This is a genomic window from Micropruina sp. (genome assembly GCF_047602085.1).
Lineage (GTDB): Bacteria > Actinomycetota > Actinomycetes > Propionibacteriales > Propionibacteriaceae > Micropruina.
In genome coordinates, this window is sequence record NZ_JASGID010000005.1 from 277,231 (window position 1) to 300,325 (window position 23,095).

At 69.4% G+C, this 23,095-nt stretch carries 20 protein-coding genes and 2 pseudogenes; 1 reads left to right on the forward strand and 21 read right to left on the reverse strand.

The features are described 5' to 3' along the window. Positions 1-72 precede the first annotated feature (72 nt). The 21 genes and pseudogenes from pyk to mraZ all read right to left on the reverse strand — a co-directional run bounded on the left by pyk (position 73) and on the right by mraZ (position 21,986). Positions 73-1,482 carry a pyruvate kinase gene (gene pyk, locus QM721_RS10215; protein WP_415121558.1) on the reverse strand — a complete coding sequence of 470 codons (1,410 nt, stop codon included), beginning with the start codon at positions 1,480-1,482 and terminating at the stop codon, positions 73-75. A gap of 228 nt (positions 1,483-1,710) precedes the next feature. Then, positions 1,711-2,628, reverse strand: coding sequence for an RluA family pseudouridine synthase (locus tag QM721_RS10220; RefSeq protein WP_415121560.1), 918 nt, complete (start codon positions 2,626-2,628; stop codon positions 1,711-1,713). Next, the gene (locus tag QM721_RS10225) at positions 2,625-3,242 is read right to left on the reverse strand and encodes a signal peptidase II (RefSeq protein WP_415121562.1); all 618 of its coding nucleotides are present in this window, start codon (positions 3,240-3,242) and stop codon (positions 2,625-2,627) included. The genes QM721_RS10220 and QM721_RS10225 overlap by 4 nt, the downstream gene beginning before the upstream one ends. Next, positions 3,215-3,649: a TraR/DksA family transcriptional regulator gene (locus QM721_RS10230; protein ID WP_415121564.1), complete on the reverse strand. Its 435-nt coding sequence runs from the start codon at positions 3,647-3,649 to the stop codon at positions 3,215-3,217. The genes QM721_RS10225 and QM721_RS10230 overlap by 28 nt, the downstream gene beginning before the upstream one ends. 123 nt (positions 3,650-3,772) lie before the next feature. Then, positions 3,773-4,849, reverse strand: coding sequence for a DivIVA domain-containing protein (locus QM721_RS10235; protein ID WP_415121566.1), 1,077 nt, complete (start codon positions 4,847-4,849; stop codon positions 3,773-3,775). Between the two features lie 95 nt (positions 4,850-4,944). Continuing rightward, entirely contained in the window at positions 4,945-5,235 is a 291-nt protein-coding gene (locus tag QM721_RS10240; protein ID WP_415121568.1) for a YggT family protein, read from the reverse strand. Between the two features lie 43 nt (positions 5,236-5,278). Next, the gene (locus QM721_RS10245; RefSeq protein WP_415121570.1) at positions 5,279-5,797 is read right to left on the reverse strand and encodes a cell division protein SepF; all 519 of its coding nucleotides are present in this window, start codon (positions 5,795-5,797) and stop codon (positions 5,279-5,281) included. Between the two features lie 58 nt (positions 5,798-5,855). Beyond that, positions 5,856-6,587: a polyphenol oxidase family protein gene (locus QM721_RS10250; protein WP_415121572.1), complete on the reverse strand. Its 732-nt coding sequence runs from the start codon at positions 6,585-6,587 to the stop codon at positions 5,856-5,858. A 199-nt stretch (positions 6,588-6,786) separates the two neighbouring features. After that, a pseudogene (gene ftsZ / locus QM721_RS10255) lies at positions 6,787-7,768 on the reverse strand (cell division protein FtsZ); the annotation flags it as partial. Between the two features lie 181 nt (positions 7,769-7,949). Beyond that, positions 7,950-8,675 (reverse strand): cell division protein FtsQ/DivIB, encoded by a 726-nt coding sequence (locus QM721_RS10260; protein WP_415121574.1) that lies wholly within the window; start codon positions 8,673-8,675, stop codon positions 7,950-7,952. Next, positions 8,672-10,075, reverse strand: a complete 1,404-nt coding sequence (gene murC, locus QM721_RS10265) for a UDP-N-acetylmuramate--L-alanine ligase (RefSeq protein ID WP_415121576.1) — start codon at positions 10,073-10,075, stop codon at positions 8,672-8,674. The genes QM721_RS10260 and murC overlap by 4 nt, the downstream gene beginning before the upstream one ends. Before the next feature lies 1 nt (position 10,076). Beyond that, entirely contained in the window at positions 10,077-11,174 is a 1,098-nt protein-coding gene (murG, locus tag QM721_RS10270; RefSeq protein ID WP_415121578.1) for an undecaprenyldiphospho-muramoylpentapeptide beta-N-acetylglucosaminyltransferase, read from the reverse strand. A 19-nt stretch (positions 11,175-11,193) separates the two neighbouring features. Then, positions 11,194-12,456 (reverse strand): putative lipid II flippase FtsW, encoded by a 1,263-nt coding sequence (gene ftsW / locus QM721_RS10275; RefSeq protein ID WP_415121580.1) that lies wholly within the window; start codon positions 12,454-12,456, stop codon positions 11,194-11,196. 5 nt (positions 12,457-12,461) lie between these two features. Next, complete coding sequence (gene murD, locus QM721_RS10280) at positions 12,462-13,952, reverse strand: UDP-N-acetylmuramoyl-L-alanine--D-glutamate ligase (protein ID WP_415121582.1); 1,491 nt, start codon at positions 13,950-13,952, stop codon at positions 12,462-12,464. Then, positions 13,949-15,019, reverse strand: a complete 1,071-nt coding sequence (mraY, locus tag QM721_RS10285; protein WP_415121588.1) for a phospho-N-acetylmuramoyl-pentapeptide-transferase — start codon at positions 15,017-15,019, stop codon at positions 13,949-13,951. The genes murD and mraY overlap by 4 nt, the downstream gene beginning before the upstream one ends. Beyond that, positions 15,016-16,445, reverse strand: a pseudogene (locus tag QM721_RS10290) (UDP-N-acetylmuramoyl-tripeptide--D-alanyl-D-alanine ligase). The gene mraY and the pseudogene QM721_RS10290 overlap by 4 nt, the downstream one beginning before the upstream one ends. Further along, positions 16,438-17,922, reverse strand: a complete 1,485-nt coding sequence (locus tag QM721_RS10295) for a UDP-N-acetylmuramoyl-L-alanyl-D-glutamate--2,6-diaminopimelate ligase (protein ID WP_415121590.1) — start codon at positions 17,920-17,922, stop codon at positions 16,438-16,440. The pseudogene QM721_RS10290 and the gene QM721_RS10295 overlap by 8 nt, the downstream one beginning before the upstream one ends. Positions 17,923-17,933: 11 nt before the next feature. Beyond that, entirely contained in the window at positions 17,934-19,766 is a 1,833-nt protein-coding gene (locus QM721_RS10300; RefSeq protein WP_415121592.1) for a peptidoglycan D,D-transpeptidase FtsI family protein, read from the reverse strand. Beyond that, positions 19,763-20,425 (reverse strand): hypothetical protein, encoded by a 663-nt coding sequence (locus QM721_RS10305; RefSeq protein WP_415121594.1) that lies wholly within the window; start codon positions 20,423-20,425, stop codon positions 19,763-19,765. The genes QM721_RS10300 and QM721_RS10305 overlap by 4 nt, the downstream gene beginning before the upstream one ends. After that, positions 20,422-21,387, reverse strand: a complete 966-nt coding sequence (rsmH, locus tag QM721_RS10310) for a 16S rRNA (cytosine(1402)-N(4))-methyltransferase RsmH (RefSeq protein ID WP_415121596.1) — start codon at positions 21,385-21,387, stop codon at positions 20,422-20,424. The genes QM721_RS10305 and rsmH overlap by 4 nt, the downstream gene beginning before the upstream one ends. A gap of 170 nt (positions 21,388-21,557) precedes the next feature. Further along, the gene (mraZ, locus tag QM721_RS10315) at positions 21,558-21,986 is read right to left on the reverse strand and encodes a division/cell wall cluster transcriptional repressor MraZ (RefSeq protein WP_415121599.1); all 429 of its coding nucleotides are present in this window, start codon (positions 21,984-21,986) and stop codon (positions 21,558-21,560) included. A gap of 139 nt (positions 21,987-22,125) precedes the next feature. Here mraZ and QM721_RS10320 point away from each other — a divergent pair, with 139 nt between their 5' ends. Further along, the gene (locus QM721_RS10320; RefSeq protein ID WP_415121601.1) at positions 22,126-23,091 is read left to right on the forward strand and encodes an AAA family ATPase; all 966 of its coding nucleotides are present in this window, start codon (positions 22,126-22,128) and stop codon (positions 23,089-23,091) included. Positions 23,092-23,095: the final 4 nt, after the last annotated feature.

A 23,095-nucleotide genomic window follows, 5' to 3' on the forward strand; every position in this document is an offset into this window, starting at 1 on the left:
GCGGTTGAACCAAAAGGAACCGTCCCCGATGATTCAGGGGACGGTTCCTTTTGGTTCAACCGCGTCTTCGGGTTACGCGTGCAGTTCGTAGATGCGAATGGCGTTGGTCTGACCACCGGTGCGCGCCGGGTTGCCCGACACGATCACGATAAAGTCGCCCGGCTTAACCCAGCCGGTGCCCATCAACCCGTCCTGCACCGACTGAATCATCGCCTCGGTGGTGCTGAACTCGGGCGTCACGTACGACTGCACCCCCCAGCACAGGGTGAGTTCCTGCGCAGTGCGCGGCTTGGGGGTGAAGGCCATGATCGGAATCTCGCTGCGCAGCCGGGCCAGCCGGTGCGGGGTGTCGCCCGAGACGGTGAAGGCCACCAGGTATTTGGCACCAACTCGGGTGGCGATATCGACCGCGGACTTCGAGATGACACCCGAGTGGGTGTGCGGATCCCAATCGATGCCCCGAATGTTGTCGAGACCCTGTTCCTCGGTGTAGTTGATGATCCGCGACATCACCTGCACCGCTTCGGTCGGGTACTCACCCATCGCGGTCTCACCCGACAACATCACCGCGTCGGCACCGTCGAGAATGGCATTCGCCACATCGGACGTCTCGGCGCGGGTGGGCTGTGGCGCGCTGATCATCGACTCGAGCATCTGGGTGGCCACGATCACCGGCTTGGCCCACTTGCGGGCGCTCTCGATGATCATCTTCTGCACCGACGGCACCTGCTCGGGCGGTAGTTCGACACCGAGATCACCGCGCGCCACCATGATCGCGTCGAAGGTGTCGACGATCTCTTGCAGGTTGGCCACCGCCTGCGGCTTCTCGATCTTGGCGATCACCGGCACGTGGCGGTCTTCGGCGTCCATGATCTCGCGCACCCGGTCGTAGTCGGACGCGCTGCGCACGAACGACAGCGCCACCATGTCGACGCCGTGCCGCAGCGCCCAAGCCAGGTCGATCTCGTCCTTCTCGCTGAGCGCGGGCACCGAAACCGCGACGCCCGGCAGGTTGATGCCCTTGTTGTTCGACACCCGGCCACCCACGATCACCTCGGTGATCACCTCGTTGTCGGTGACCTCGGTGGCCCGCAGGTGCAGCTTGCCGTCGTCGATCAGAATCTGGTCGCCGGGCTTCACGTCGTCGGTCAGGGTCTTCAGCGTGGTGCCGGCACGTTCGGCGGTGCCCAACACCTCGTCGGTGGTGATGATGAACTGTTGCCCAGGCACCAGCACCGCCGAATCGTTCTCGAAGCGGGTGAGCCGAATCTTGGGCCCCTGCAGGTCGGCGAACACCCCGACGGGGCGTCCGACCTGATAGGACGCGTCGCGCACCAGCTTCAGCCGCCGCATATGGTCGCGGTGGTCGCCGTGCGACATGTTGAGGCGAGCCACGTTCACGCCCGCTTCGATCAGTTCGATCACCTTCTCGAGGGTGTCGGTAGACGGACCCAGCGTTGCCACAATCTTTGCTCTACGCACACCATCACCCTACCCAATCCGGGTGACGAAGAAGTTTCGTCACGATGCATAGACCGCCACCACACGATGACATTGCCCGTGCAGACTCATCGGCCGACGCATCGGCACCTGGTCGACCCCCGATCCCGCCGGCCCCACCTCGACAACGCGGCCCCACCTCGACAACGCGGCCCACCTCGACAACGATGCCCAGCGGTTTCGACCCGGCACGGACCCCGTGCCCGGCGGTCAGCTTCGCCCGACGAGGTCGAGCGCGTGCTGCAGATCGTCCGGGTAGGGCGAGGTGAACCGGACCGGCTCACTATTGCCGGGGTGTTCGAAGCCGAGCTCGACCGCGTGCAGCCACTGCCGCCGCAGCCCGAGCCGGGCAGCCAGGGTCGGGTCGCCGCCATACAGCGGATCACCCACGCACGGGTGACCGATCGCCTGGGTGTGCACCCGGATCTGATGGGTGCGCCCGGTCTCCAGATGCACCTCCAGCAGGGTGACGCCCCGGAACACCTCCACGGTGTCGTAGTGGGTGACGCTGTGTCGCCCGCCGTCGATGATCGCCATCTTCCAGTCGTGGCCCGGGTGCCGGGCGATAGGGGCGTCGATCGTGCCGACGTGCGGGTCGGGAAAGCCCTGCACCAGCGCGTGGTACACCTTGTCGACCGTGCGGTCGCGAAAGGCGCGTTTCAGCAACGTGTAGGCGCGTTCGCTCTTGGCCACCACCATCAGCCCCGAGGTACCCACGTCGAGACGCTGCACCACGCCCTGCCGCTCAGGCGCCCCCGAGGTCGAGATGCGAAACCCGGCCGCCGCTAGGTGCTCGGTGACCGAGGGCCCGTCCCAGCCCAGGGAGGGGTGTGCGGCCACTCCGGCGGGCTTGTCGACCACCACGATGTCGGCGTCGTCGTGCACGATGCGCACCCCGGCCACCTCGCGAGGCACCACCGGCACGCCCACCGGGCGCTCGGGCAAGCTCACCTCGAGCAGTTCGCCGCCGCCGACCCGGGCGGACTTGCTCACGGTGCGTCCGTCGAGTTGCACCAGCCCCTGGCCGATCAGTTCGTCGATGCGGCTGCGCGACAGGCCCGTCATGCGGGCCGCGGCGGTGTCGACGCGTTCGCCGGCCAGCCCGTCCGGCACCAGGTGGACGCTCACGTCGCCGTCGGGCCGATGTCGTCGGCCCCCCGCCCGGACGACTCGCGCTGCCCGGACGACTCGCGCTGCCCGGACGAGTCGCGACCCGCACGCGCGACCCGCACACCGGCCAGGTTCACCTGAGTGATCATGGTCAGCCAGATCACGGCGACGGCGGCGAAGGTGATCCAGATGTCGGCCACGTTGAACACCGCGAACCATGGCACCTGCAGAAAGTCGATCACGTGGCCGTGAAACGGGCCGGGTTCACGAGTGAGCCGGTCGCACAGGTTGCCCGAGACACCCGCGATCAACAGGCCGGTGGCCACCGCCCAGCCGGGGTGCCGCACCCGCGGCACCATCCAGAACAGCAGAAAACCGGTAGCCGCAATCGCCAGGCAGGTGAGCACCACGGTGAAGCTCTCGCCCATGCTGAAGGCCGCTCCAGGGTTGCCGATCAGGTGCAGGTAGAGCTGGCCCTCGATCAACTGGATCGGGGACGTGGGGTCGAGATGGGCCAAGGCCCACTGTTTGGTGGCGAAGTCGGCGGCGAATCCGAGCGCGCCCAACAGCAGCGCCCAGAGGCCGTAACGTGGCTGCGCGCCGGCTATCGCCGTTCCTCCCGCTGCTTGCACGGCATGCACAGGGTCGCCCGCGGGAACACCTGCAGCCGGTCTTTGCCGATCGGCTGACCGCACGACTCGCAGGTTCCGTAGTCCCCCGACTCGAACAGCCGCAGCGCCAGTTGCGCCTGGTCGAGCATCTCGCGGGCATTCTGTGCCAGCGACATCTCTTGGTCCCGCTCGAAGTTCGACGAACCGACGTCGGCCGGGTCGCGTCCGGCGCCCTCACTGCCGTCGGAGAAGAGGTCTTTCAACCCCGCCTCGGCCACGGCGATGGCACGTTCGAGCCGAGCCACCTCACCGGTGAGTTCCGCACGCACCTCGGCGAGTTCTTCGGTCGTCCAGGGATCTTCGCCCTCGGCCACCGGAATGGTCGGGGACTGGTCAGAAACCCGGTTCGCGTTGCGAGCCGTAGGCATGGAGGTGCTCCTTATGTCGTGTTCGAGCGCAGACAGTACCACCCGGCGGGCAACTGTCGAAGTGCAAAGCCCGGCTACACCGAGCCTGCTATGACCACGACCACTCAAGCCGCCGACCCGGGGTCAGTTCTGGTCGTCGAGCAGCGCGTCCAGCCGAGGGGTGGCCGACGTGCCCGCCGGCTCGCCGAGCACGTCCGGAACGTCCTCGGGCTGGGCGTTGCCGGCCAGCGAATCGAGGTGCGCCTTGAGCTGCGACGACAAGCTCTGGCGGTAGCGATCCTCGAACGACCGCAGCTGGTCGACCTTGGCGCGTAGGTCGTCACGCTCGGTCTCGAGCACGGTGAGCAACTCGGCACGGCGCTGACCGATCTCGGACTGCAACGCCTCGGCCTTCGCCTGCACCTCACTGGTCAACGCGTCGGCTGCGCTACGCGCCTGGGTCTCGATCTCTTCGGCGCGCGAGCGGGCTCCGCTGAGCGTCTCGTGAGCCTGGCTGGATGCCTGTTCGACGGCCGCGTCGGCACGAGCACCTGCCTCGCCGGTGATCCGCTGCGCATCTTCCTCGGCCTCGGTGACCAAGCGTTCGGCCTGCTCGGTGGCCATCTGCAGCAGCTTGGTGACGGCTGGGGCCGCATCGGCAGCCGCGGTCACCACGATGTTCTCGACCTTGCTGGTGCGCTCCTCCACGGCCGCCTGCGCTGTCTGCAGCTCACCCTGGGCCGCCGACAACTGGCCCTCGAGCTCGGCGATCCGCTGGTCACGGCCGGCCAGTTCACCGCGCACCTGGTCGAGTTCACCGCGCACCTGGTCGAGTTCGCCCTGCAGCTTCTCGACCGCGCCGGTCTTATCGCCCTCGGCCAGCGCCGAGCGCGCAGAGTCGAGTTCGCCCCGGACTCCGGTCAGCTCGTTGCCCCGAGCCTCCAGTTCGCCGCGCAGCCGCTCCACCTCGAAGTGCGACTCGTCGAGCTGGCGGCGCAATTCGTCGGTGGCACCGGAATCCAGTGGTTGGGCCGGCTCGCCGCCCTCACCGGCGGTGGTCAGCGCGTCCACCTGCTTCTTGAGGGTCTCGTTCTCGTCGCCCAGTTGCTGCAGCGTCACCTCGACCTTGTCGACGAAGTTGTCGACGTCAACCGGCTCGTAGCCGTTGCGGCGGGCCAGATGGAATCGGGTCTGACGTACCTGCTCGAGCGACAAGGTCATGCTTCACCTCACGGAAAGACGGAAAGGGCCAACGCCGAGGCTAGCCGGTTCGACTGCGCCACGCCAAAGCTGGGCCAGCCACGCCGGAACACCGTTCAGGCGAACACGTAGGGAATCATTCGCTGCACGAACGACAACCCCAAAAACAGCACCAGAAAGCCCAGATCCCAACTGGTCGACCCGATTCGCACCGGCGGAAGGATCTTGCGCATGAACCGCAGCGGCGGGTCGGTCAAGGTGTACACGAACTCGGCGATCACCAGCATCAGGCCACGTGGCTGCCAGCCGCGCACGAACAGCGGAATGAACGACAACACCGCACGCACCATGAGAACGGTGAGGAACGCCCACAGCACGTACCACAGAATCACCCCGACCAACTGCACGGTACTCCTTCGCGTGAGGGAGCCTCGGCCGCGGCGGCCAGGCTCAACTCTGGTTGTAGAACCCTCCGGCGATGCGTTCCTTGTCTTCGGCCGTCACATTCACGTTCTGCGGCGAGAGCAGGAACACCTTGCTGGTGATGCGTTCAATACTGCCACGCAGTCCGAAAATCAGGCCCGCGGCGAAATCGACCAGACGCTTGGCGTCCACGTCTTCCATGTCGCTGAGGTTCATGATCACCGGCACGCCGTCGCGGAAGTTCTCGCCGATGGTGCGGGCCTCGTTGTAGGTGCGCGGGTGCACGGTGATGATCCGGCTGATGTCGGCGGTGCGCGGCGCAGGGGCGACCGGACGGCGCGACTCGAGCTCGGTGACGGTCGCTGCGGGCACCGGAGCGGCCGGAGCAAAGGCCGGCGCACCGTGTTGTTGGCCGTGGGCCTGCTCACGATCGTCGTCGCGCGGCACCTGCTGGGTGACGTCGTCGGCGCCGTACTCGGACTGGGCATAGTTGTTGTCGGACACCAGCCCCAACCACACGGCGGCCTTCTTCAGTGCGTCAGCCATTTCTAACCCCTCGTCAATCCAGCGGTACCACCTGCAACGTACCCATGGTGGCAGGCGGTCACCCGGCGACCCGATTTCGACACGCACCGGTGCGCCAGATGATGCCGGCCTGACGTCCCGACGCCGCCCCGTCGCGCCGGTAGGAATGCAGCCCCGGGTTTTCCAGCGTGCACGCCGAGACGTCGATCACGGTGACGCCCAGGCCCCGCAGCACCCGGGACGCCCCGGCGCCCAGATCGAGCGCCGGCGTGCCCCACGACGTGGTCGAGCGGGTGCCCGGAACCTGCTGGCCGACCTGCTCGGCCAAGGCCGGTGGCACCTCATAGCAGGCGCCGCACACGTGCGGGCCGATCCAGGCGGTGATGGCGCCGGCTCCCTTGGCCCGCAGCGCGGCGACGGTGGCCTGCAGCACCCCGGTGGCCAGCCCCACCCGGCCGGCGTGTGCGGCGCCGATCACGCCAGCGGCGGAGTCGGCCAGCAGCACCGGCACGCAGTCGGCCACCCGCACCGCCAGGGCAATGCTCCGACGGGTTGCCACCAGAGCGTCGGCCTCGGTGTGGGCCAACTCGGCCGGCGACGTGGTGTCGGCGTCGGCCACCCGCACCCCGTGCACCTGGCGCACCACGACCAGCGGCACCCCGAGGTCGGCCTCGATGACCGCCAGTCCGGGAGCCCGGCCGGCGGCCCCGTGCGCACCGCCCAGGCTGAGCAGCGACCCGTCCGGGGCGGTGGCGTCCGAAAACGCGACCCCGACGCCGTCGGCGCCGGGGTCGCGGTGAAACCGGTACATGACTACTTCAGGAACTCCGGCACGTCGAGGTCGTCGTCGGGCGCGGCCGGGCGCGGCGCGTAAGGAGCGGCCGGACGTTCCTGAACCTGCTCCTGGGGCCGGGCGACCGGCTCGGGCGCGGGGGTGGGCTCCGGACGGCTGAACGTCGGCTGAGTGACCGGCGGCGCGGTGACCGGACGGCTCTGCCGCAGGTCGGGCGCCCGAGTGATGCCAGGCTGGCGCCGCGGCGGCTGCCCGCCGTCGAAGCCGGCGGCGATCACGGTGACCCGTACCTCATCGCCCAGCGCGTCGTCGATCACGGTGCCGAAGATGATGTTGGCGTCTTCGTGGGCGGCGTTCTCGATCAAGTTGGCGGCGGCCGACACCTCGAACAGCCCCAGGTCGCTGCCACCCGCGATCGACAACAGCACGCCGTGGGCACCGTCGATGCTGGCCTCCAGCAGCGGCGAGCTGACCGCCATCTCGGCGGCGGCGCGGGCCCGGTCTTCGCCACGGGCCGAGCCGATGCCCATCAAGGCCGAGCCGGCGTTGCTCATCACAGCCTTCACGTCGGCGAAGTCGAGGTTGATCAGGCCGGGAGTGGTGATCAGGTCGGTGATGCCCGACACGCCCTGCATCAGCACCTGGTCGGCCTGCTTGAACGCGTCGAGGATCGCCACCTGGTGGTCGGTCATCTCCAACAGCTTGTCGTTGGGAATCACGATCAGCGTGTCGACCTCTTCGCGCAGGCTGGTGATGCCGTTGTCGGCCTGGGTGGCCCGGCGCTTGCCCTCGAAGCTGAACGGACGGGTGACCACGCCGATGGTCAGTGCGCCGAGCGAGCGGGCGATGCGGGCCACTACGGGTGCGCCGCCGGTGCCGGTGCCGCCGCCCTCACCGGCGGTGACGAAGACCATGTCGGCGCCCTTGAGCACCTCTTCGATCTCGTCGGAGTGGTCTTCGGCCGCCTGACGCCCCTTGTCGGGGTCGGCTCCGGCACCGAGGCCGCGGGTGAGGTCACGACCGATGTCGAGCTTCACGTCGGCGTCGCTCATCAGCAGCGCCTGTGCGTCGGTGTTCACCGCGATGAACTCGACACCGCGAAGACCGGAGTCGATCATCCGGTTGACGGCGTTGACGCCTCCGCCCCCGACCCCCACGACCTTGATGACCGCCAAGTAGTTCTGGGATGCACTGCCCACGAAGATTCCTACCTCAATACCGCTCATGCGGTTGCCGAATACAAGTCTCAAGTCGCGGTGTAGACCCGGGGAAGGCAACTCCTGACGTCGGCTCAAAGGCTACGCAGAGGGGCTCACCCGCGTCCAACGCAGCCCATGTCTTCGGCGCGTCCCTCAACCACAACTTCAGGGTTGCTTGAAATCATCGAACTGTGGGATTCGACGGGGCCGACACGTCGTAGGTCGAACCCTTCTGCTTGAGCAGCGCAACGATCACCTGCGCCTTCAGGTCGGACTGTTCGGCACTGCCCCAGATGACCCGGGTGCTACCGGCCAGGTACACAGTGATGCTGTCGCCGGTCTCGGCGCTCACCTGCTTCACTTGGCTACGCAATTCGCTCGGCAGCGCGCTCAGCACCGTGCCCAGGTCGCGCACCAGAGCGGGGTCGTTGCCGGCCACGCTGGCGACCATCAAACCCTTGGGAGCCTCCGTCGCCGACTGGAAGATCACGCCCTGCGCGTCGGCGATCCAGTAGCCGCCGGGAGTCTCGATGGCGAACAGCGGGGTGCGTTCGACGACCTGAATGCTGATCGTGTTCGGCCAGGACCGGGCCACCGTCACCCGGTCGACGGCGGGCAGCCCACCCACCCGGGTGGCGACGCCGTCGAGATCGACCCGCACCAGCGGAGTGCCGTTCGGCACCTCGGCCAGCCGGCGCACGTCCTCGGCGTTCACGATGCGGTTGCCCTGCACGTCGATGGTGCGCACGCCCAGCACGTCCGACCAGAACACGAGCCAGCCCAGGCCGGCGAGCAGCGCGAGCACGCCGGCCGCCAACCCGACCCACAGCCAGCGCTTGCGGCGGTCGCGACGGCGGCGCAGCGTGATCCGCCCGGTGGCGTCGCCGACCTGCGTCATGATGCTCATTCCACCACCTGCCGCAATGCCGCGGGCCCGACGGTGGTCACGTCACCGGCACCAACGGTGAGCGCCAGGTCACCCGGACGCAGCATCTCGGCCAGCACCCGTGAAGCGTCCGCGAGGTCGGCGACGTAGCTGACCGTGGCGCCGCTCGCTCGAGCGGCCCGTGCCACCAATTCGCCGGTGACGCCCGGTATCGGGTCTTCGCGGGCCGGGTACACGTCGAGCACCAGCACCTCGTCGGCCAGGGCCAGCGCGGCGCCGAATTCGGCGGCGAAGTCGCGGGTGCGGCTGAACAGGTGCGGCTGAAAGCAGACCACCAGGCGTCCGGCCCCGGCGATCGGACGGGCGGCACCCAGCAGTGCCCGCACCTCGGTGGGGTGATGGGCGTAATCGTCGTACAGACGGGCGCCGCGCAGCTCGCCGACGTAACTGAACCGCCGGTGGGTGCCGCGAAACGACTCCGCCGCCGCGCGCAACTGCGGCCCGGGTAGGCCCAGGGCACGACCGACGGCGTAGGCGACCGCGGCATTCTGCAGGTTGTAACGGCCGGGCACCGACAGTTGCAGCGGGCCCTGGTCGTCGCCGGCATGCAACGTGGCCCGGGCTGCCGGGCGGTCGGCCACCAGATCGGTCAGCCGAATATCGGCCCCGGGCGACTCGCCGACGGTGACCACCCGGCGTCCGCCGCCCTCGACCAGCGGTCGCAATGCCTGCGTGCCGACGTCATCGGCACACAGCACCACCGTGCCCACCCGCGGCTGGGTGCACAGCCGGACGAACCCCGCGAAGTAGTTCTCGGCGGTGCCCCAGTTGTCGAGATGGTCGGCCTCGATGTTGGTGACGGCAACCACCTCGGCCGGGTACTGCAGAAACGAGCCGTCGGACTCGTCGGCCTCGACCACGAACGCCTCGCCGGCGCCGATGCGCGAACTGCGGCCAGTGCTGGCCAGCGGTGAACCGATCACGTACGACGGGTCGGCGCCCACCCCGGTGAGCAGTTCGGCGGTCATCCCGGTGGTGGTGGTCTTGCCGTGCGTTCCGGTGATCGCCACCCCGCGGCGGCCCAGCATCAGGGCACCCAGGGCGGCGCTGCGGTGCCACACCCGCAGCCCGCGGCGGCGGGCTGCGGCCAGCTCGACGTTGCCCTCGCGGATCGCCGACGACAGCACCACCGTGCCGGCATCGCCGAGATTGGCCGAATCGTGCCCCACGTGCACCTCGATGCCGCGCTGCTGCAACTGGCGCAGCGCTGCGGAGTCGGCCCGGTCGCTGCCGCTGACCGTCACCCCGGCGTCGGCGTAGGCCGCGGCGATGCCGCTCATGCCGGCCCCGCCGATGGCGATGAAGTGCACGCCCCCGAGCTCGGTGATCGGCTCCAGCGGCACGGCCTCGACCAGCCCCACCTCAGGCCCCCTTCGCCGTGGCCAGCACCAGGGTGGCCAGCCGACCGGCCGCGTCGGCGGGCACCAGATCGCGGGTGGCGGCGCGCATGGCCGGCAGCCGGGCCGGATCGGCGAACAGGCCGAGCACCTCGGTGGCCATCCGATCGGCGCTGAAGTCGGCGTTGTCGATCAACAGCCCGGCGCCGCCGGCCACCAGAAAGCCGGCGTTGCGGGCCTGCTCGCCGTTGCCGTGCGGCAGCGGCACGAAGACCACCGGCAGCCCGACGGTCGCGGTCTCCATCACCGTGCCGGCGCCGGCCCGTCCGACCATCAGGTCAGCCGCGGCGTAGGCGTCCTCCATCGCGTCCACGTAGCCCAGCGGCACGTAGCGGGCACCGCTGACCGAGTCGGTCAGCACGGTGTCGGCCTCGGTGATGTTCTTGGGCCCCAGCACGTGCAGCACCTGGATGCCCGCGGCCAACAGGCGGTCGCGGGCTCCGGCGGTGGCCTGGTTGATGCTCTGCGCACCCTGAGAGCCGCCCGAAACCAGCAGGGTCGGACGGTCGGGGTCGAGCCCGAACGCCGCGCGGGCCGGCCCACGCCGCTGGTCGACGTTCAGCTCGGCGATGCCGCGGCGCACCGGCAGGCCCAGGTATCGGGCATTGGCCAGCGGTGTGTCGGGAAACGACACCCCGACCACGGCGGCGAACCGGGCGGCCACCTTGTTGGCCAGGCCGGGCAGCGCATTCTGCTCGTGGATCACCACCGGAATGCCCAGCGAGCGGGCCGCCAGGTAGACCGGCAGCGACACGTACCCGCCGAAGCCGACGGCCACCTGAGCGGCCTCGGCCTGCAGAATGCGCCGGGCCTGGCGCACCGCGTCGATCAGCCGCCAGGGCACCGCCAGCAGCTCCGGGGTGGGCTTGCGCGGTAGCGGCACCGGCGGAATCAGCTCCAGCCGCAGCCCCGCCGCCGGCACCACGGTGGTTTCGAGCCCACGCGCGGTACCCACCGCCACCAGGGTTCCGGACGGGTTCTGCTCGGCGATCCGCTCGGCGGTCGCGATCAGCGGTGAAGTGTGGCCGGCGGTTCCTCCGCCGGCCAGCACGACGTGGGCCATGGTTCTCCTCCGGTCCGGCCTAGCCGCGCCGAGACTCGACGACGGTGACCGCGGTGCCGCCGGCGCGCTTCTTGCGTTCGGCCAGCCTTCGGGCCTCCGGTTCAAGCTTGGCGCAGGCCAGCAGCATGCCGATGGCGGCCAGGTTGGCCATCAGGCCCGACCCGCCGTAGCTCAGCAGCGGCAGCGTGACACCCAGCACCGGGATCATCTTGAGCACCACCATGATGTTCACCAGGGCCTGGATCATCAGCCACACCGTGACGCCGGCGGCCAGGTAACGGCAGAACCCGATGTCTGAGCGCAGCGCGATGCGGAAGCCGGCGTATGCCAGCACCAGGAACAACGACAGCACCACCAGGGTGCCGATCAGCCCGAGCTCTTCGCCGACGATGGCCAATACGTAGTCGGTGTGCGCCTCGGCCAGCGATCCCCACTTCTGCCGGGACGCGCCGAGCCCCAGGCCCCACCAGCCGCCCGAGGCGAGCGCGAACACGCCGCGCAGCGGCTGCAGGTTGACGCCCATCGTGTCGTGGTCGGCGTTGAAGAAGCCGAGAATGCGGTCCATTCGGTTGATCGAGGTGAGCACCAGCAGCACCACGCCGGCGCCCACCACAGCGCCGATCGAGGCCAGCATCCGCCACGAAGCACCGACGTACCACAGCATGGCCACGACGATGGCGCCCATGATCATGCCGGTGCCGAGGTCATGCTGCAGCACCACCAGGCTGATCAGCAGCAGCGAGACCGGCACGAACGGCACCAACAGGTGCTTGGGCTGCTCGAGCAGCTTCTGCTTGCGGGCGAACAGGTCGGCGCCCCACACGATGATGGCCAGCTTCGCCAGCTCGGAGGGCTGAATGCGAAAGAACGAAGTTCCGAACTGCACCCAGTTGCGGTTGCCCTTGGCCTCGCCCCAACCCAGCGGGGTGAAGGTGAGAATCTGCAGCGCGAGCGCCACCACCACCAGCACCCACCCCAGAATCTTCAGCGCGCGCACGTTGCAGCGGGCCAGCACGAAGGCGGCGGCCCCGCCGACGGCCAGGAAGAACACCTGCCGCTTGACGAAGTAGTAGGCGTCGCCGAACCGCACGCTGCCGAGCACGCTGGAGGCCGATAGCACCATCATCATGCCGAGCGACAACAGCAGCACCGTGGGCACCAGCACCAGAAAGAAGCTGGCCCGGGGGTGCGCCAGCGCGTCGGCGATCAGCGACGAGCGGGTGCCGCGAGCAGTCCTCTTCGGTGCGGCCTTTCGATCCAGCGGGGAGGAAAGGATCGCCACTGAACTCAGGCCTCCTCGTCTGCCCCGGTGATCGCCTCCACCGCTTCGGCGAATGCGACACCCCTGGCGTCGTAGCCGGTGAACATGTCTTTACTGGCACAGCCCGGCGCGAGCAACACGACATCGCCGGGCCGGGCGTAGGCGCGTGCGGCCTGCACCGCCTGCACCATCGCTCCAGTGTCGACCGAATCGATCACTGTGAGGGGGATCTGCGGCGCGTGTCGGGCGAGTGCCTCGGCAATCACCTGCCGATCGACCCCCAGCAGCACCGCCGCCCGCAACCGTCCGGCGAAGTCGCGCACCAGGTCGTCGAAGCTGGTCCCTTTGGCCTGGCCGCCCGCCACCCACACCACCGACTCGAAGGCCCGCAGCGACGAGGCGGCGGCGTGCGGGTTGGTGGCCTTGGAATCGTCCACCCAGGTGATGCCGTCGCGCACGGCGATGGTCTGAATGCGGTGGTCGCCCAGCTCAAGCCGCTGCAGCCCGTCGCGGACGGCGGTGGCCGGAACGCCGAACGAGCGGGCCAGGGCCGCCGCCGCGAGGGCGTTCTCGACGTTGTGCGGCGCGTAGGGCCGCACGTCGCTCAGCTTGGCGATCTCGATTGCCGAGTCACGGCGCTGCGCGACGAAGGCGCGATCGACCAGCAGGTCGTCCACCACTCCGAGCATCGAGATCGCCGGCGTGCCCAAGGTGAACCCGATGGCCCGGGCGCCCTCGGTGACCTCGGCGTCCTCGACCATCCGCCGGGTGGCCTCGTCGGCCACGTTGTAGACGCAACTGTGGGTGACGCGTTCGAAGATCTTGGCCTTGTCGGCCGCATAGGCGGCCATCGCGTCGGGGGCGGCGCTGCCCCACGAAGCCGGGTCTGCGTACCACTCCAAATGGTCGGGTTGCAGGTTGAGCACGGCCGCGGAGTGCAGTTGCAGCGAATTGGTCGCGTGCAGTTGAAAGCTCGACAACTCCACTGCCAGCACGTCATAGGGCACCTCGTCGAGAATCGCCTCGACGATCGGCCGCCCCACATTGCCGACCGCGCTGGTGCGCAGCCCGGCCGCGGTGAGGATCGATTCGAGCATGTTGACCGTGGTGGTCTTACCGTTGGTGCCGGTGACGGCCAACCAGGGCACCACCCGGTCGGGCTGCATCATCCGCCAGGCCAGCTCGACCTCGCCCCACACCGGTATGCCGCGTTGCCGGGCCTGGGCCAGCAGCGGCGCGGTGGGCCGCCAGCCGGGCGAGGCGATCACCAGGTCGACGTCGTTCGGCAAGGTCGCCGTGGCCCCGCTGCCGAGCCGCACCTCGGCGTCCAGCACCCCGAGAAGGGCCGCCTTCTCACGATTGGCCGGCGTGTCGGCCTCATCGAGCACGATCACCGTCGCGCCCAGTTCGAGCAGCCCGTCGGCCGCCGCGTAGCCGGACGCCGCCAGGCCGGCGACCACCACGGTGGCCTGCGGCCAGGGTGATAGCCGGGTGGCGGTGGGCAGCCAGTCGATCACTGGGCCACCGTCCACTCGGCGTAGAACAGGCCCAGGCCGAGCGCGACGCACAGGCCGCAGATGATCCAGAACCTGATCACGATGGTGATCTCGGCCCAGCCGATCAGTTCGAAGTGGTGCTGCAGCGGCGCCATCTTGAACAGCCGCTTGCCCTTGGAAAGTTTGAACCAGCCCACCTGCAGCACCACCGACAGCGTGATGATCAAGAACAACCCGGCGATGATCAGCATCAACAGCTCGGTGCGGGTGAAGATCGACAGCGCCGCGAAACCGCCGCCGATCGCCAGCGAACCGGTGTCGCCCATGAAGATCTTGGCCGGGCTGGCGTTCCACCACAGAAAGCCGAAACAGGCTCCGGCCAGGGCCAGCGAAACCAGCGCCAGGTCGCTGGGGTCGCGCACCCAGTAGCACTGCGGGCCGAAGGTAGAGGTCGTCGAGCACGACTGGTTGTTCTGCCAGATGTTCACCACCGCGTAAGCGGCGAACACCATGGCCGCGGCGCCGGTGGCCAGCCCGTCGAGGCCGTCGGTCAGGTTGGCGGCGTTCGACCAGGACGCGATCACCAGCATCAACCAGACCACACCGAGCCAGGGGCCCAACTGCAACCAGCTGATGTCGCGCAGGAACGAGATCGCCACGCTCGCCGGGGTGAGGCCCTGCTCGTCGGGAAACTGGAACGACAGGATCGCGAACGACAACCCCACCGCACCCTGGCCGGCCAGCTTGGCGACGCTCGTCAGGCCCAGCGAGCGGGCCTTGCTGATCTTGGTCCAGTCGTCGGCGAAGCCGACCAGCCCCAGGCCGGTGACCAGATAGATCACCAGCAGCCCGGACGCCGTGGGCGGCGACCAGGTGATCAGGTGGGCCACGGTGTAGCCGAAGATCACCGCGGCGATGATCACGATGCCGCCCATGGTGGGAGTGCCGCGCTTGGTGTGGTGCGCCGTCGGGCCGTCGTCGCGAATGAACTGGCCGTAGCCGTTCTTGACCAGCACCCGAATGGCGAACCGGGTGCCCAGCAGGGTGCCGATCAGGGCCAGCCCGCCGCCCAGCAGAATGCTTCTCATGCGCCGCTCACCCCCGCCCCGGCCAGCGCGTCGGCCACCCGGTCGAGGGCCAGCCCGCGCGACGCCTTGACCACGACCACGTCGAGGGGTTGCAGGTTCGCTCCGGCCACCTCCACCGCCTCCTGAACATCGTTCACCCGGGTCACTGTGCCAAACGCCCGGCGTACGCCACTCGCGATCTCGCCGGCGAGTTGCCCCACCGCGACCACCTCAAAGCCCAGCCCGGCGGCCAACTCACCCAATCTCTCATGCTCGGCGGGGGCGGCCTCACCCAGCTCGAGCATGTCGCCCAGAACCGCCACCAGCCGTCCGCCGGCCCGGCGCATGCCCGCGACGGTGACCAGCGCCACTCGCATCGAGTCGGGGTTGGCGTTGTAGGCATCGTTCACCACCAGCGCCCCGTCGCTGCGCGGCATCAACTGCATGCGCCACGACGACTGGGCAACCGCCGCGCTCAACGCCGCGGCCACCGACTGCCCCGGCAGACCGAGGGCGAGGGCGACGGCGGCCGCGGCAAGCGCGTTGCTGACCTGATGCCGTCCGGAGCCCCGCAGAGTGACCGGCTCGCCGCACCCGACGGCACCCGCATTGCCGGTGCCGGCTGCGCGCAGCGTGAACGAGTGGCGCTGCAGCGCGTCGGCGCTCAGGTTCTCGGCCCAGACCCGCAGTTCGCCCGCCGCCGGCTCACGCTCCACGGCAAAGAACGCCTGCCGGGCCACGGTGCGCGAGGCCATGGCGGTCACCACCGGGTCGTCGGCGTTCAGCACCGCCCAGCCGTGCGGCGGCAACGCCTCAACAAGTTCACCCTTGGCCTGCGCGATGCCCTCGACCGAGCCGAACTCGCCCAGGTGGGCGTGGCCGACGTTGAGTACCAGCCCGACCTCGGGTGGCACGATGCGGCACAGCCAGGCGATGTGGCCGCTGCCGCGGGCCCCCAGCTCGCCTACCAGGTAGCGGGTCTCGTCGTTCACCCGCAGTGCCGTGAGCGGTACTCCGATCTCGTTGTTGAACGACCCCTTCGGGGCAACTGTCGGCGCGTGCGCGGCCAGCACCTGGCCCAGCAGGTCCTTGGTGCTGGTCTTGCCCGACGACCCGGTGAGGCCGATGCAGCACAGGCCGGCGGCCGTCGCCTCGGCGATCACGCCGCGGGCCAGGTCGGTGAGCCCCTGGACGGCGTCCGGCACCAGCAAATGGGCCAGCGCCGCCCCGGTCTGGCGAGTGCAGAGCGCCGGCCGCCGCTCCCCCGGCGGCGGCCGGCCGCGACGAAGTCGTGGCCATCGGCGTGCTCGCCGGGCAGCGCGACGAAGACCGCGCCCGGCGTGGCCAGCCGCGAATCGATCACCACGTCGGGCCCGGCCGTGCCGTCGGCGATCGGGGTGGCGGCCCCGGCCAGGGCCGCCACCTCTCGAATGGTTCTTTCACGCACCGTCGCCGCTCCCCCCACGCACCCGTTGCCATTCCTGCCGCAGCACAGCCACGTCGTCGAACGGGCTGATCACCCCAGCCACCTCCTGGCCGGTCTCGTGCCCCTTGCCGAGCACGGCGACCCAGGTGTCGGGGGTCGCGCGGCTCAGGGCCAGGGCAATCGCCGAGCGGCGGTCGCCGCCGTCGATAACCTCGACCCGGCCGCTCTCACGGGCACCCTCGAGCACGCTGGCCCGGATCAGCTCGGGTACCTCGGAGCGCGGGTTGTCGTCGGTGACCACCACCAGTTCGGCATTGGCCGCAGCCGCGGCGCCCATCGGGCCGCGCTTGCCGACGTCGCGGTCGCCGCCCGCGCCCAGCACCGCGATCCGCGGCGCCGGCAGCACCGCCAGCGCGGCGGTCACCGCCTCCGGGGTGTGCGCGAAGTCGACGATCACCCGCGGCGCGTCCGGGCCGAGCTGCACCCGCTGCATCCGGCCGGGCACGGACGCCCGGGCGAAGCCGGCCACGCCCCGAGCGAGGTCCAGCCCGGCGGCGCTCAGCATGGCCGTTGCCGTGATGGCGTTGTGCACATTGAAACCGCCCGGAATGCCGACGGTGAAACCCAATTCGCCGCTCGGGGTGACCACCCGCACCACGCTGCGCTGCTCGTCGTCCACGCCGACGTCAACCAGCCGGAAGTCGGCCTCGGCGGTGCTGCCGGTGGTGATCAGCGGCGTGCCCGCATCGGCGATCAGAGCAGCCAGTCGACGGCCCCACTCGCCATCGATGTTCACCACGCAGGCCCGGGCCCGGCCGTCCAGGAACAACCGGGTCTTGGCCTCGAAATAGGCCTGCATGGTGTGGTGAAAGTCCAGATGGTCGCGGCCCAGGTGGGTGAACGCCGCCACGTCGAAGGTGATGCCGGCCACCCGCTGCAGGGCCAGCGCGTGCGACGACACCTCCATCGCCACGCTGGTCGCCCCCTCGTCACGCAGTTCGGCCAGCAGTTGCTGCAAATCGGGAGCCTCGGGGGTGGTGACCGTTGAACGCGAACGCGCCAACTGCCGCCCGGCGATGCGAAAACCGATCGTGCCCACCGTGCCGACCGTCTCACCCAGGGCCACCAACGCTGACTCGAGCAGAAACATCGTGCTGGTCTTGCCGTTGGTGCCGGTGATGCCGAACATGCGCATAACCCGGGCCGGGTGGCCCTGAACGGCGGCGGCCACCTCTGCCAGCGCGGTGCGTGGGTCGTCGACCACGATCACCGGCACGTCGGCCTCGACCAGGGCCCGTCCGGCGGCGTCGGTGAGCACGGCGACCGCGCCCCGCGCTACCGCCTCGGCGGCGAACCGCGCGCCGTGGGTGTGCTCGCCGGGCAGTGCGGCGTACAGATCGCCGGCCCGTACGTGACGCGAGTCGAGGTTCACCCCGGCGACGGCCACATCGCCCGCGCCGGGCAGCAGCCCCCGCAGGTGAACAAGGTGGTCAACCATGCCTCACCCTATTACCGGAGCGGGAGCTTGACGCCCTTGGTGGTCGACGGTGCGACCGCATACCGGGGCAGGGCCAGGGCAAGCACATCGTGCATGATCGGGGCCGCCACGGCCGCACCCGAAGCGCCCTTGTACTGGGGGTTCCAGACCACCGCATAGACCAACACCTGCGGGTCGTCGATCGGGGCCACGCCGATGGTCGACACCACGGACTCGCCGCGGTAGCACTTGCAGTCGGCGCTGACCTGACGGGCCGTGCCGGTCTTGGTGCCGATCCGGTAGCCGTTGATGGTGAACGCGCTGCTGGTCTGGTTGAGCGCCTGCTGCTCCATCAGCGAGCGCACCTGCTCAGAGGCCTCTTCGCTGATCACCCGGCGTGCCGTGGTGTCTTGGTTGGTCGCAGTGTATGGCTGGCCGTCCATGGTCGCGATCACCGTCGGAGCGTGGTAGACGCCGCCGTTGACCACCGACGCAACCGCGGCGGCGTTCTGCAGTGCCGTCACCGAGAGGCTGGTGCCGAAGGAGATGCCGTCGCGGGTGTAGTCGGCCATGGTGGCCTTGGGCAGGTAGCCGGTGGCCTCGCCGCCAATGCCGATGTTGGTGCGCTGGCCCAGCCCGAACGACGTGTAGTAGTCGTGCAACTGCTCCTTGCTCATCTCACGGGCCAGAGTGATGGTGCCCACGTTGGACGACTTGGCGAACACGCCCCGAGCCCGCAGGGTGATCGTGCCGTGGTTCCACCAGTCGGTGATCGTGAACTGGTCCTGCTTGATGAAGCCCGGAACCTTCACCTTGGTGTCGGCGGTGGTGGTGCCCGAATCGAGCAGAGCCGCGAAGGTGAGAACCTTCTGCACCGAACCGGGCTCGTAGGCGTTCATCGCGGCACGGTTGCCCATGTTCTCGATGTCGCCCTCACCGGGGTCGTTGCTGTCGAACGAGGGCCCGTTGGCCATCGCCAGCAGCTCGCCGGTACGCGGGTCCATCACGATCACGGCCCCCGCCTCGGCGCCGGTGTTGGCCAGGGCCTTCTCCAAGCGCTGTTCGGCCATCAGTTGCATGGCCGAGTCGATGGTGAGGCTGAAGTTGTGCCCGTTCTGGGCCGGAACGAGCACGTTGTCGCCGAGCGGAATCTTGCCGTTGGGTGACGAGTCGTAGACCTCTTTACCGTCAGTGCCGTGCAGCAGCTTCTCCAGCGACAACTCCAGCCCGCCGGCCGCGTCGCCCTGCTCGTTCACCCAGCCCAGCAGGTTCGCGGCCAGGGTGCCGTTGGGGTAGCGCCGGGTCGGCGCTGTGACTCGCGACAGCCCGAGCAGCCCAGCGGCCTTCATGTCGGTCTGCAGTTCTTGAAAGGTCTCAGCCGGCACCTGCTTGGCGATCACCTTGTACGAGATCTTGTCGTTGGTGAGTTTCGGCAGGTAGTCGGCGGCGGCGCCGCCCAGGTACTTGGCCAGCAGGTCGGCGATCTTCTGCGGCGCGGTCGCGGCGATCGCCTTGTCGCTCTCGGTCATCGGCTGCAGGTTCATCTTGCCGTTGGTGGCGATCGCCTTGGGGTCGGCGATCACATTGACCGTCTGCTCGGTGTAGGCCAGCACGTCGCCGTAGCGGTCGGTGATCTCGCCGCGCAGGGCCGGCAGCACCTGTGACTGCTGCATCTGGTCGGCGGCTTCGGCGGCATAGGCCTGAGCGTCGAAGGCCTGCACCTGCAGGGCACGTCCGGCACACATACTGAACACCACCGCGATCGCGATCAGCATCAGCCGCATCCGGCCGACCGGCGAGGCCAGCGGCCAGCGGGCCCTGCGCAGGTCGGACAAACGCCGCAGGAGTCCGTTCCGCACGCTCATCGATCGGTGCCCTTCTTCTTGTCCGCGGCCTGCTGCTCGGCCTTCTTCTTGGCCGCTTCGGCCTTCTCTTTCTCTTCGGCCTTCTTCTTGGCCGCCTCCGCCTTCTGCTTCTCTTCGGCCTTCTTCTCGGCCGCCTCGGCCTTCTGCTTCTCTTCAGCCCTCTTCTCGGCCGCCGCCTTGAGCTCGGCCACCCGCTTCGCCTCGGCATCGGCCGCCCGCTTGGCCATAGCGGCCAGTTCGGCCGGGGTGCGGTAACGGACGTCCGGCACCTCGTAACCGCTGATCGTGCTCGGGTCGCCGATCACCGTGCCGGCAGGCAGTGCCAGGTACACCGGGTAAGGGTTCGGCACCATGCCGAGCTTGGTCGCCTCGATCGCCAGCCTGGTGCTCGACCGGGCCTCGGTGACCTCGGACTCGAGCGCCGCCACCCGGTAGCCGAGCTGGGTGGCCTGCTTCTGCTGGGCCTGCACCGCGAAGCCCTGCTCTTGCAGTGCAGTGTTGAGCAGCAGCAGCCCGACCATGCCGAGCCCCAGAAAGACGCCGAGCACCAGCACGAACGGCACGCTGGCCATCCGCCGGTCGGGAATCGGCACCTGGGTGAGCCCCCAGCGCCGGGGCCGCTGTTCCGAGGTTCTACGCGGGGCCTCGAGTGCTGTCATGCCGCCACCTCTTCGATTCGTTCGCCGGCCCGCAACCGCGCCGAGGCGGCTCGCGGGTTGTCTTGCACTTCGTCAGACCCGGGCCGCTCCGCACCCCGGGTCAACAGCGCCAACTGCGCCCGCAACTCAGCCGGCACCGCCGGCAGCCCGCGTGGGGCGCGGTCGGTTGTCGCGTCGCGCAGCGCGTTCTTCACCAGCCGGTCCTCGCCGGAGTGGTAGGCCAGCACCGCCATCCGTCCACCGAGCGCCAGGGCGGCGATTGCGGCGGGCAGCAGGCCGGTCAGCGCGACCAGCTCGTCGTTGACGGCGATGCGCAGGGCCTGGAACGTCCGCTTGGCCGGGTGACCCCCTCCGGCCCGGGCCGCCGCGGGAATGGCCGACTCGATCACCCGCACCAGGCGGGCCGAAGTGCTGAACGGCTGATCGGCCCGCTCGGTCACGATCCGGCGGGCGATCCGGTCGGCGAAGCGCTCCTCACCGAACCGACGCAGCATGCCGGCCAGTTCCCCCACTGACGAGGTGTTCACCAGATCGGCTGCGGTCAGCGACTGGGTGTCGTCCATACGCATGTCGAGTGGGGCGTCGACGCTGTAGGCGAAGCCTCGGTCGCGGCGGTCGATCTGCATCGACGACAACCCCAGGTCGGCCAGAATCGCCTGCACCCGCGGCCGTCCGGCCTCGGCCAGCACCTCGGGCAGCTCGTCGTAGCGGGCCTGGTACAGCCGCACCCGGTCGCCGAACGGGGCCAGCCGTTCCCCCGCCAGCAGCAGCGCGTGCTGGTCGCGGTCGATACCGATCAGGCTGGCTTCGGGGCAGGCGCTCAGGATCGCCTCAGCGTGGCCACCCAGGCCGAGGGTGCAGTCGACGTAGACCGAGCCGGGCGCTTGCAGCGGCACGCTGAGCAGCTCGACGATGCGGGCGCACATCACCGGCACATGCCCCGCAGCCTGCTGCTCGACCATCTCGACCCTTCCTCCATCGCCGGCTGGCACCGTCTCCGTCGCCCTGGCTGGCACCGTCGCATGCGCCGTGGTTTCAACCCGCGGCACCCCCCTGGCACCGGGGAAGGTGCGCCAGGAGGTCCTCGGATTGAAGCCGCACCGCACGCGACGGTGTTGCTTGCCCGGTGCGGTCAGCCCGCGCCGAACCCCTCTTCGTCCAGTTCTGCGAAGGCCTCTTCCTGCGCCGCGGCGTAGCTTGCCCAAGCCTTCGCGTCCCACACCTCGATGTGGTCCAAGGCGCCGATCACGACGACCTCCCGTTGCAAGCCCGCATAACTACGCAGGTGCTCCGGCACGGTGATCCGGCCCTGGCTGTCTGGTGCGGACGCTTCCGCTCCGGACGCGAACATGCGCTGCTGCGAGCGCACCTTCGCCAGGCCGGACGATGCCGCCATCATCCGATCGGCGGCCGCCTGGTAGGCGGCCGGGGTGAAGATCCCCAAGCAGCGCTCGGGCTGCCTGGTGATGACGAGACCCCCGTTCAGTTCCTCGCGGAACTTGGCGGGGAGGAAGAAGCGGCCTTTGTCATCGAGCTTCGGGGTGTGGGTGCCCAGGAACACGAAGGCACCCCCCTTCCACTCAGTCCTCCACTGCCCACCACTCTACTCCACTTTGCTCCACCAGGCACCCCCTGCCGGTCTCAGTTGGCACAACGGCGCCCGGTAGGGTTGCCGCAGGCCATCACCAGAGGGGGACCCCGTGGAGCGCAGCGTTGCCAGCCAGGTCGACGAGCTGCAGGCCGTCGCCCAGGACGTCCGGGCAGCCGTTGAGACCGTGATCGAGGGAAAGCCCGAGGCGATCGACCTGGCCCTGGTGGCGCTCTTCGGATCAGGCCATTTGCTGATCGAGGACGTGCCCGGCGTGGGCAAGACGATGCTGGCCAAGGCGCTGGCCCGCTCGATCGCCGGCACGGCGCAGCGCATTCAGTTCACCCCCGACCTGTTGCCCAGCGACATCACCGGCGTGTCGATCTTCAACTCCCAGTCGCGCGGCTTCGAGTTCAAGCCGGGCGGGGTGTTCGCCAACGTGGTGATCGGAGACGAGATCAACCGGGCCTCACCCAAGACCCAGTCGGCCCTGCTCGAGGCGATGGAGGAACGCCAGGTCACCGTTGACGGCATCACCCACCCGCTGCCCGACCCGTTCATGGTGGTGGCCACCCAGAACCCGATCGAGATGGAGGGCACCTACCCCTTGCCCGAGGCCCAGCGCGACCGGTTCATGGTGCGCATCTCGATGGGCTACCCGGTGCGGGCGGCCGAGCTGGCGATGCTCGACCATCACGGCGGCGGCAACCCGCTGGCCGCCCTGCGGCCGGTCACCAACGCATCGACCGTGGCCGCCCTGGCCGAGTCGGTGCGCACGATCTTCGTGCACGGCGCGGTCAAGGACTACCTGGTCGCCGTGCTCGAGGCCACCCGCTTCAGCGCCGATGTGCGGCTCGGCGCGTCACCCAGGGCCGGGCTGCAGTTGCTGCGCGCGGCCCGCGTCCGAGCCATGCTGCAGGGCCGCCACTACGTGATTCCCGACGACATTCAGGCGCTGGCCGGCCCCGCGCTGGCGCACCGCATTCTGCTCAGCCCGGCCGCTCAGTTGGCCCGGCGCAGCGTCGACGAGGTCGTCGACGCTGCGGTCGCCTCGGTGCCGGTCCCCGACCGCGACTGAGCGA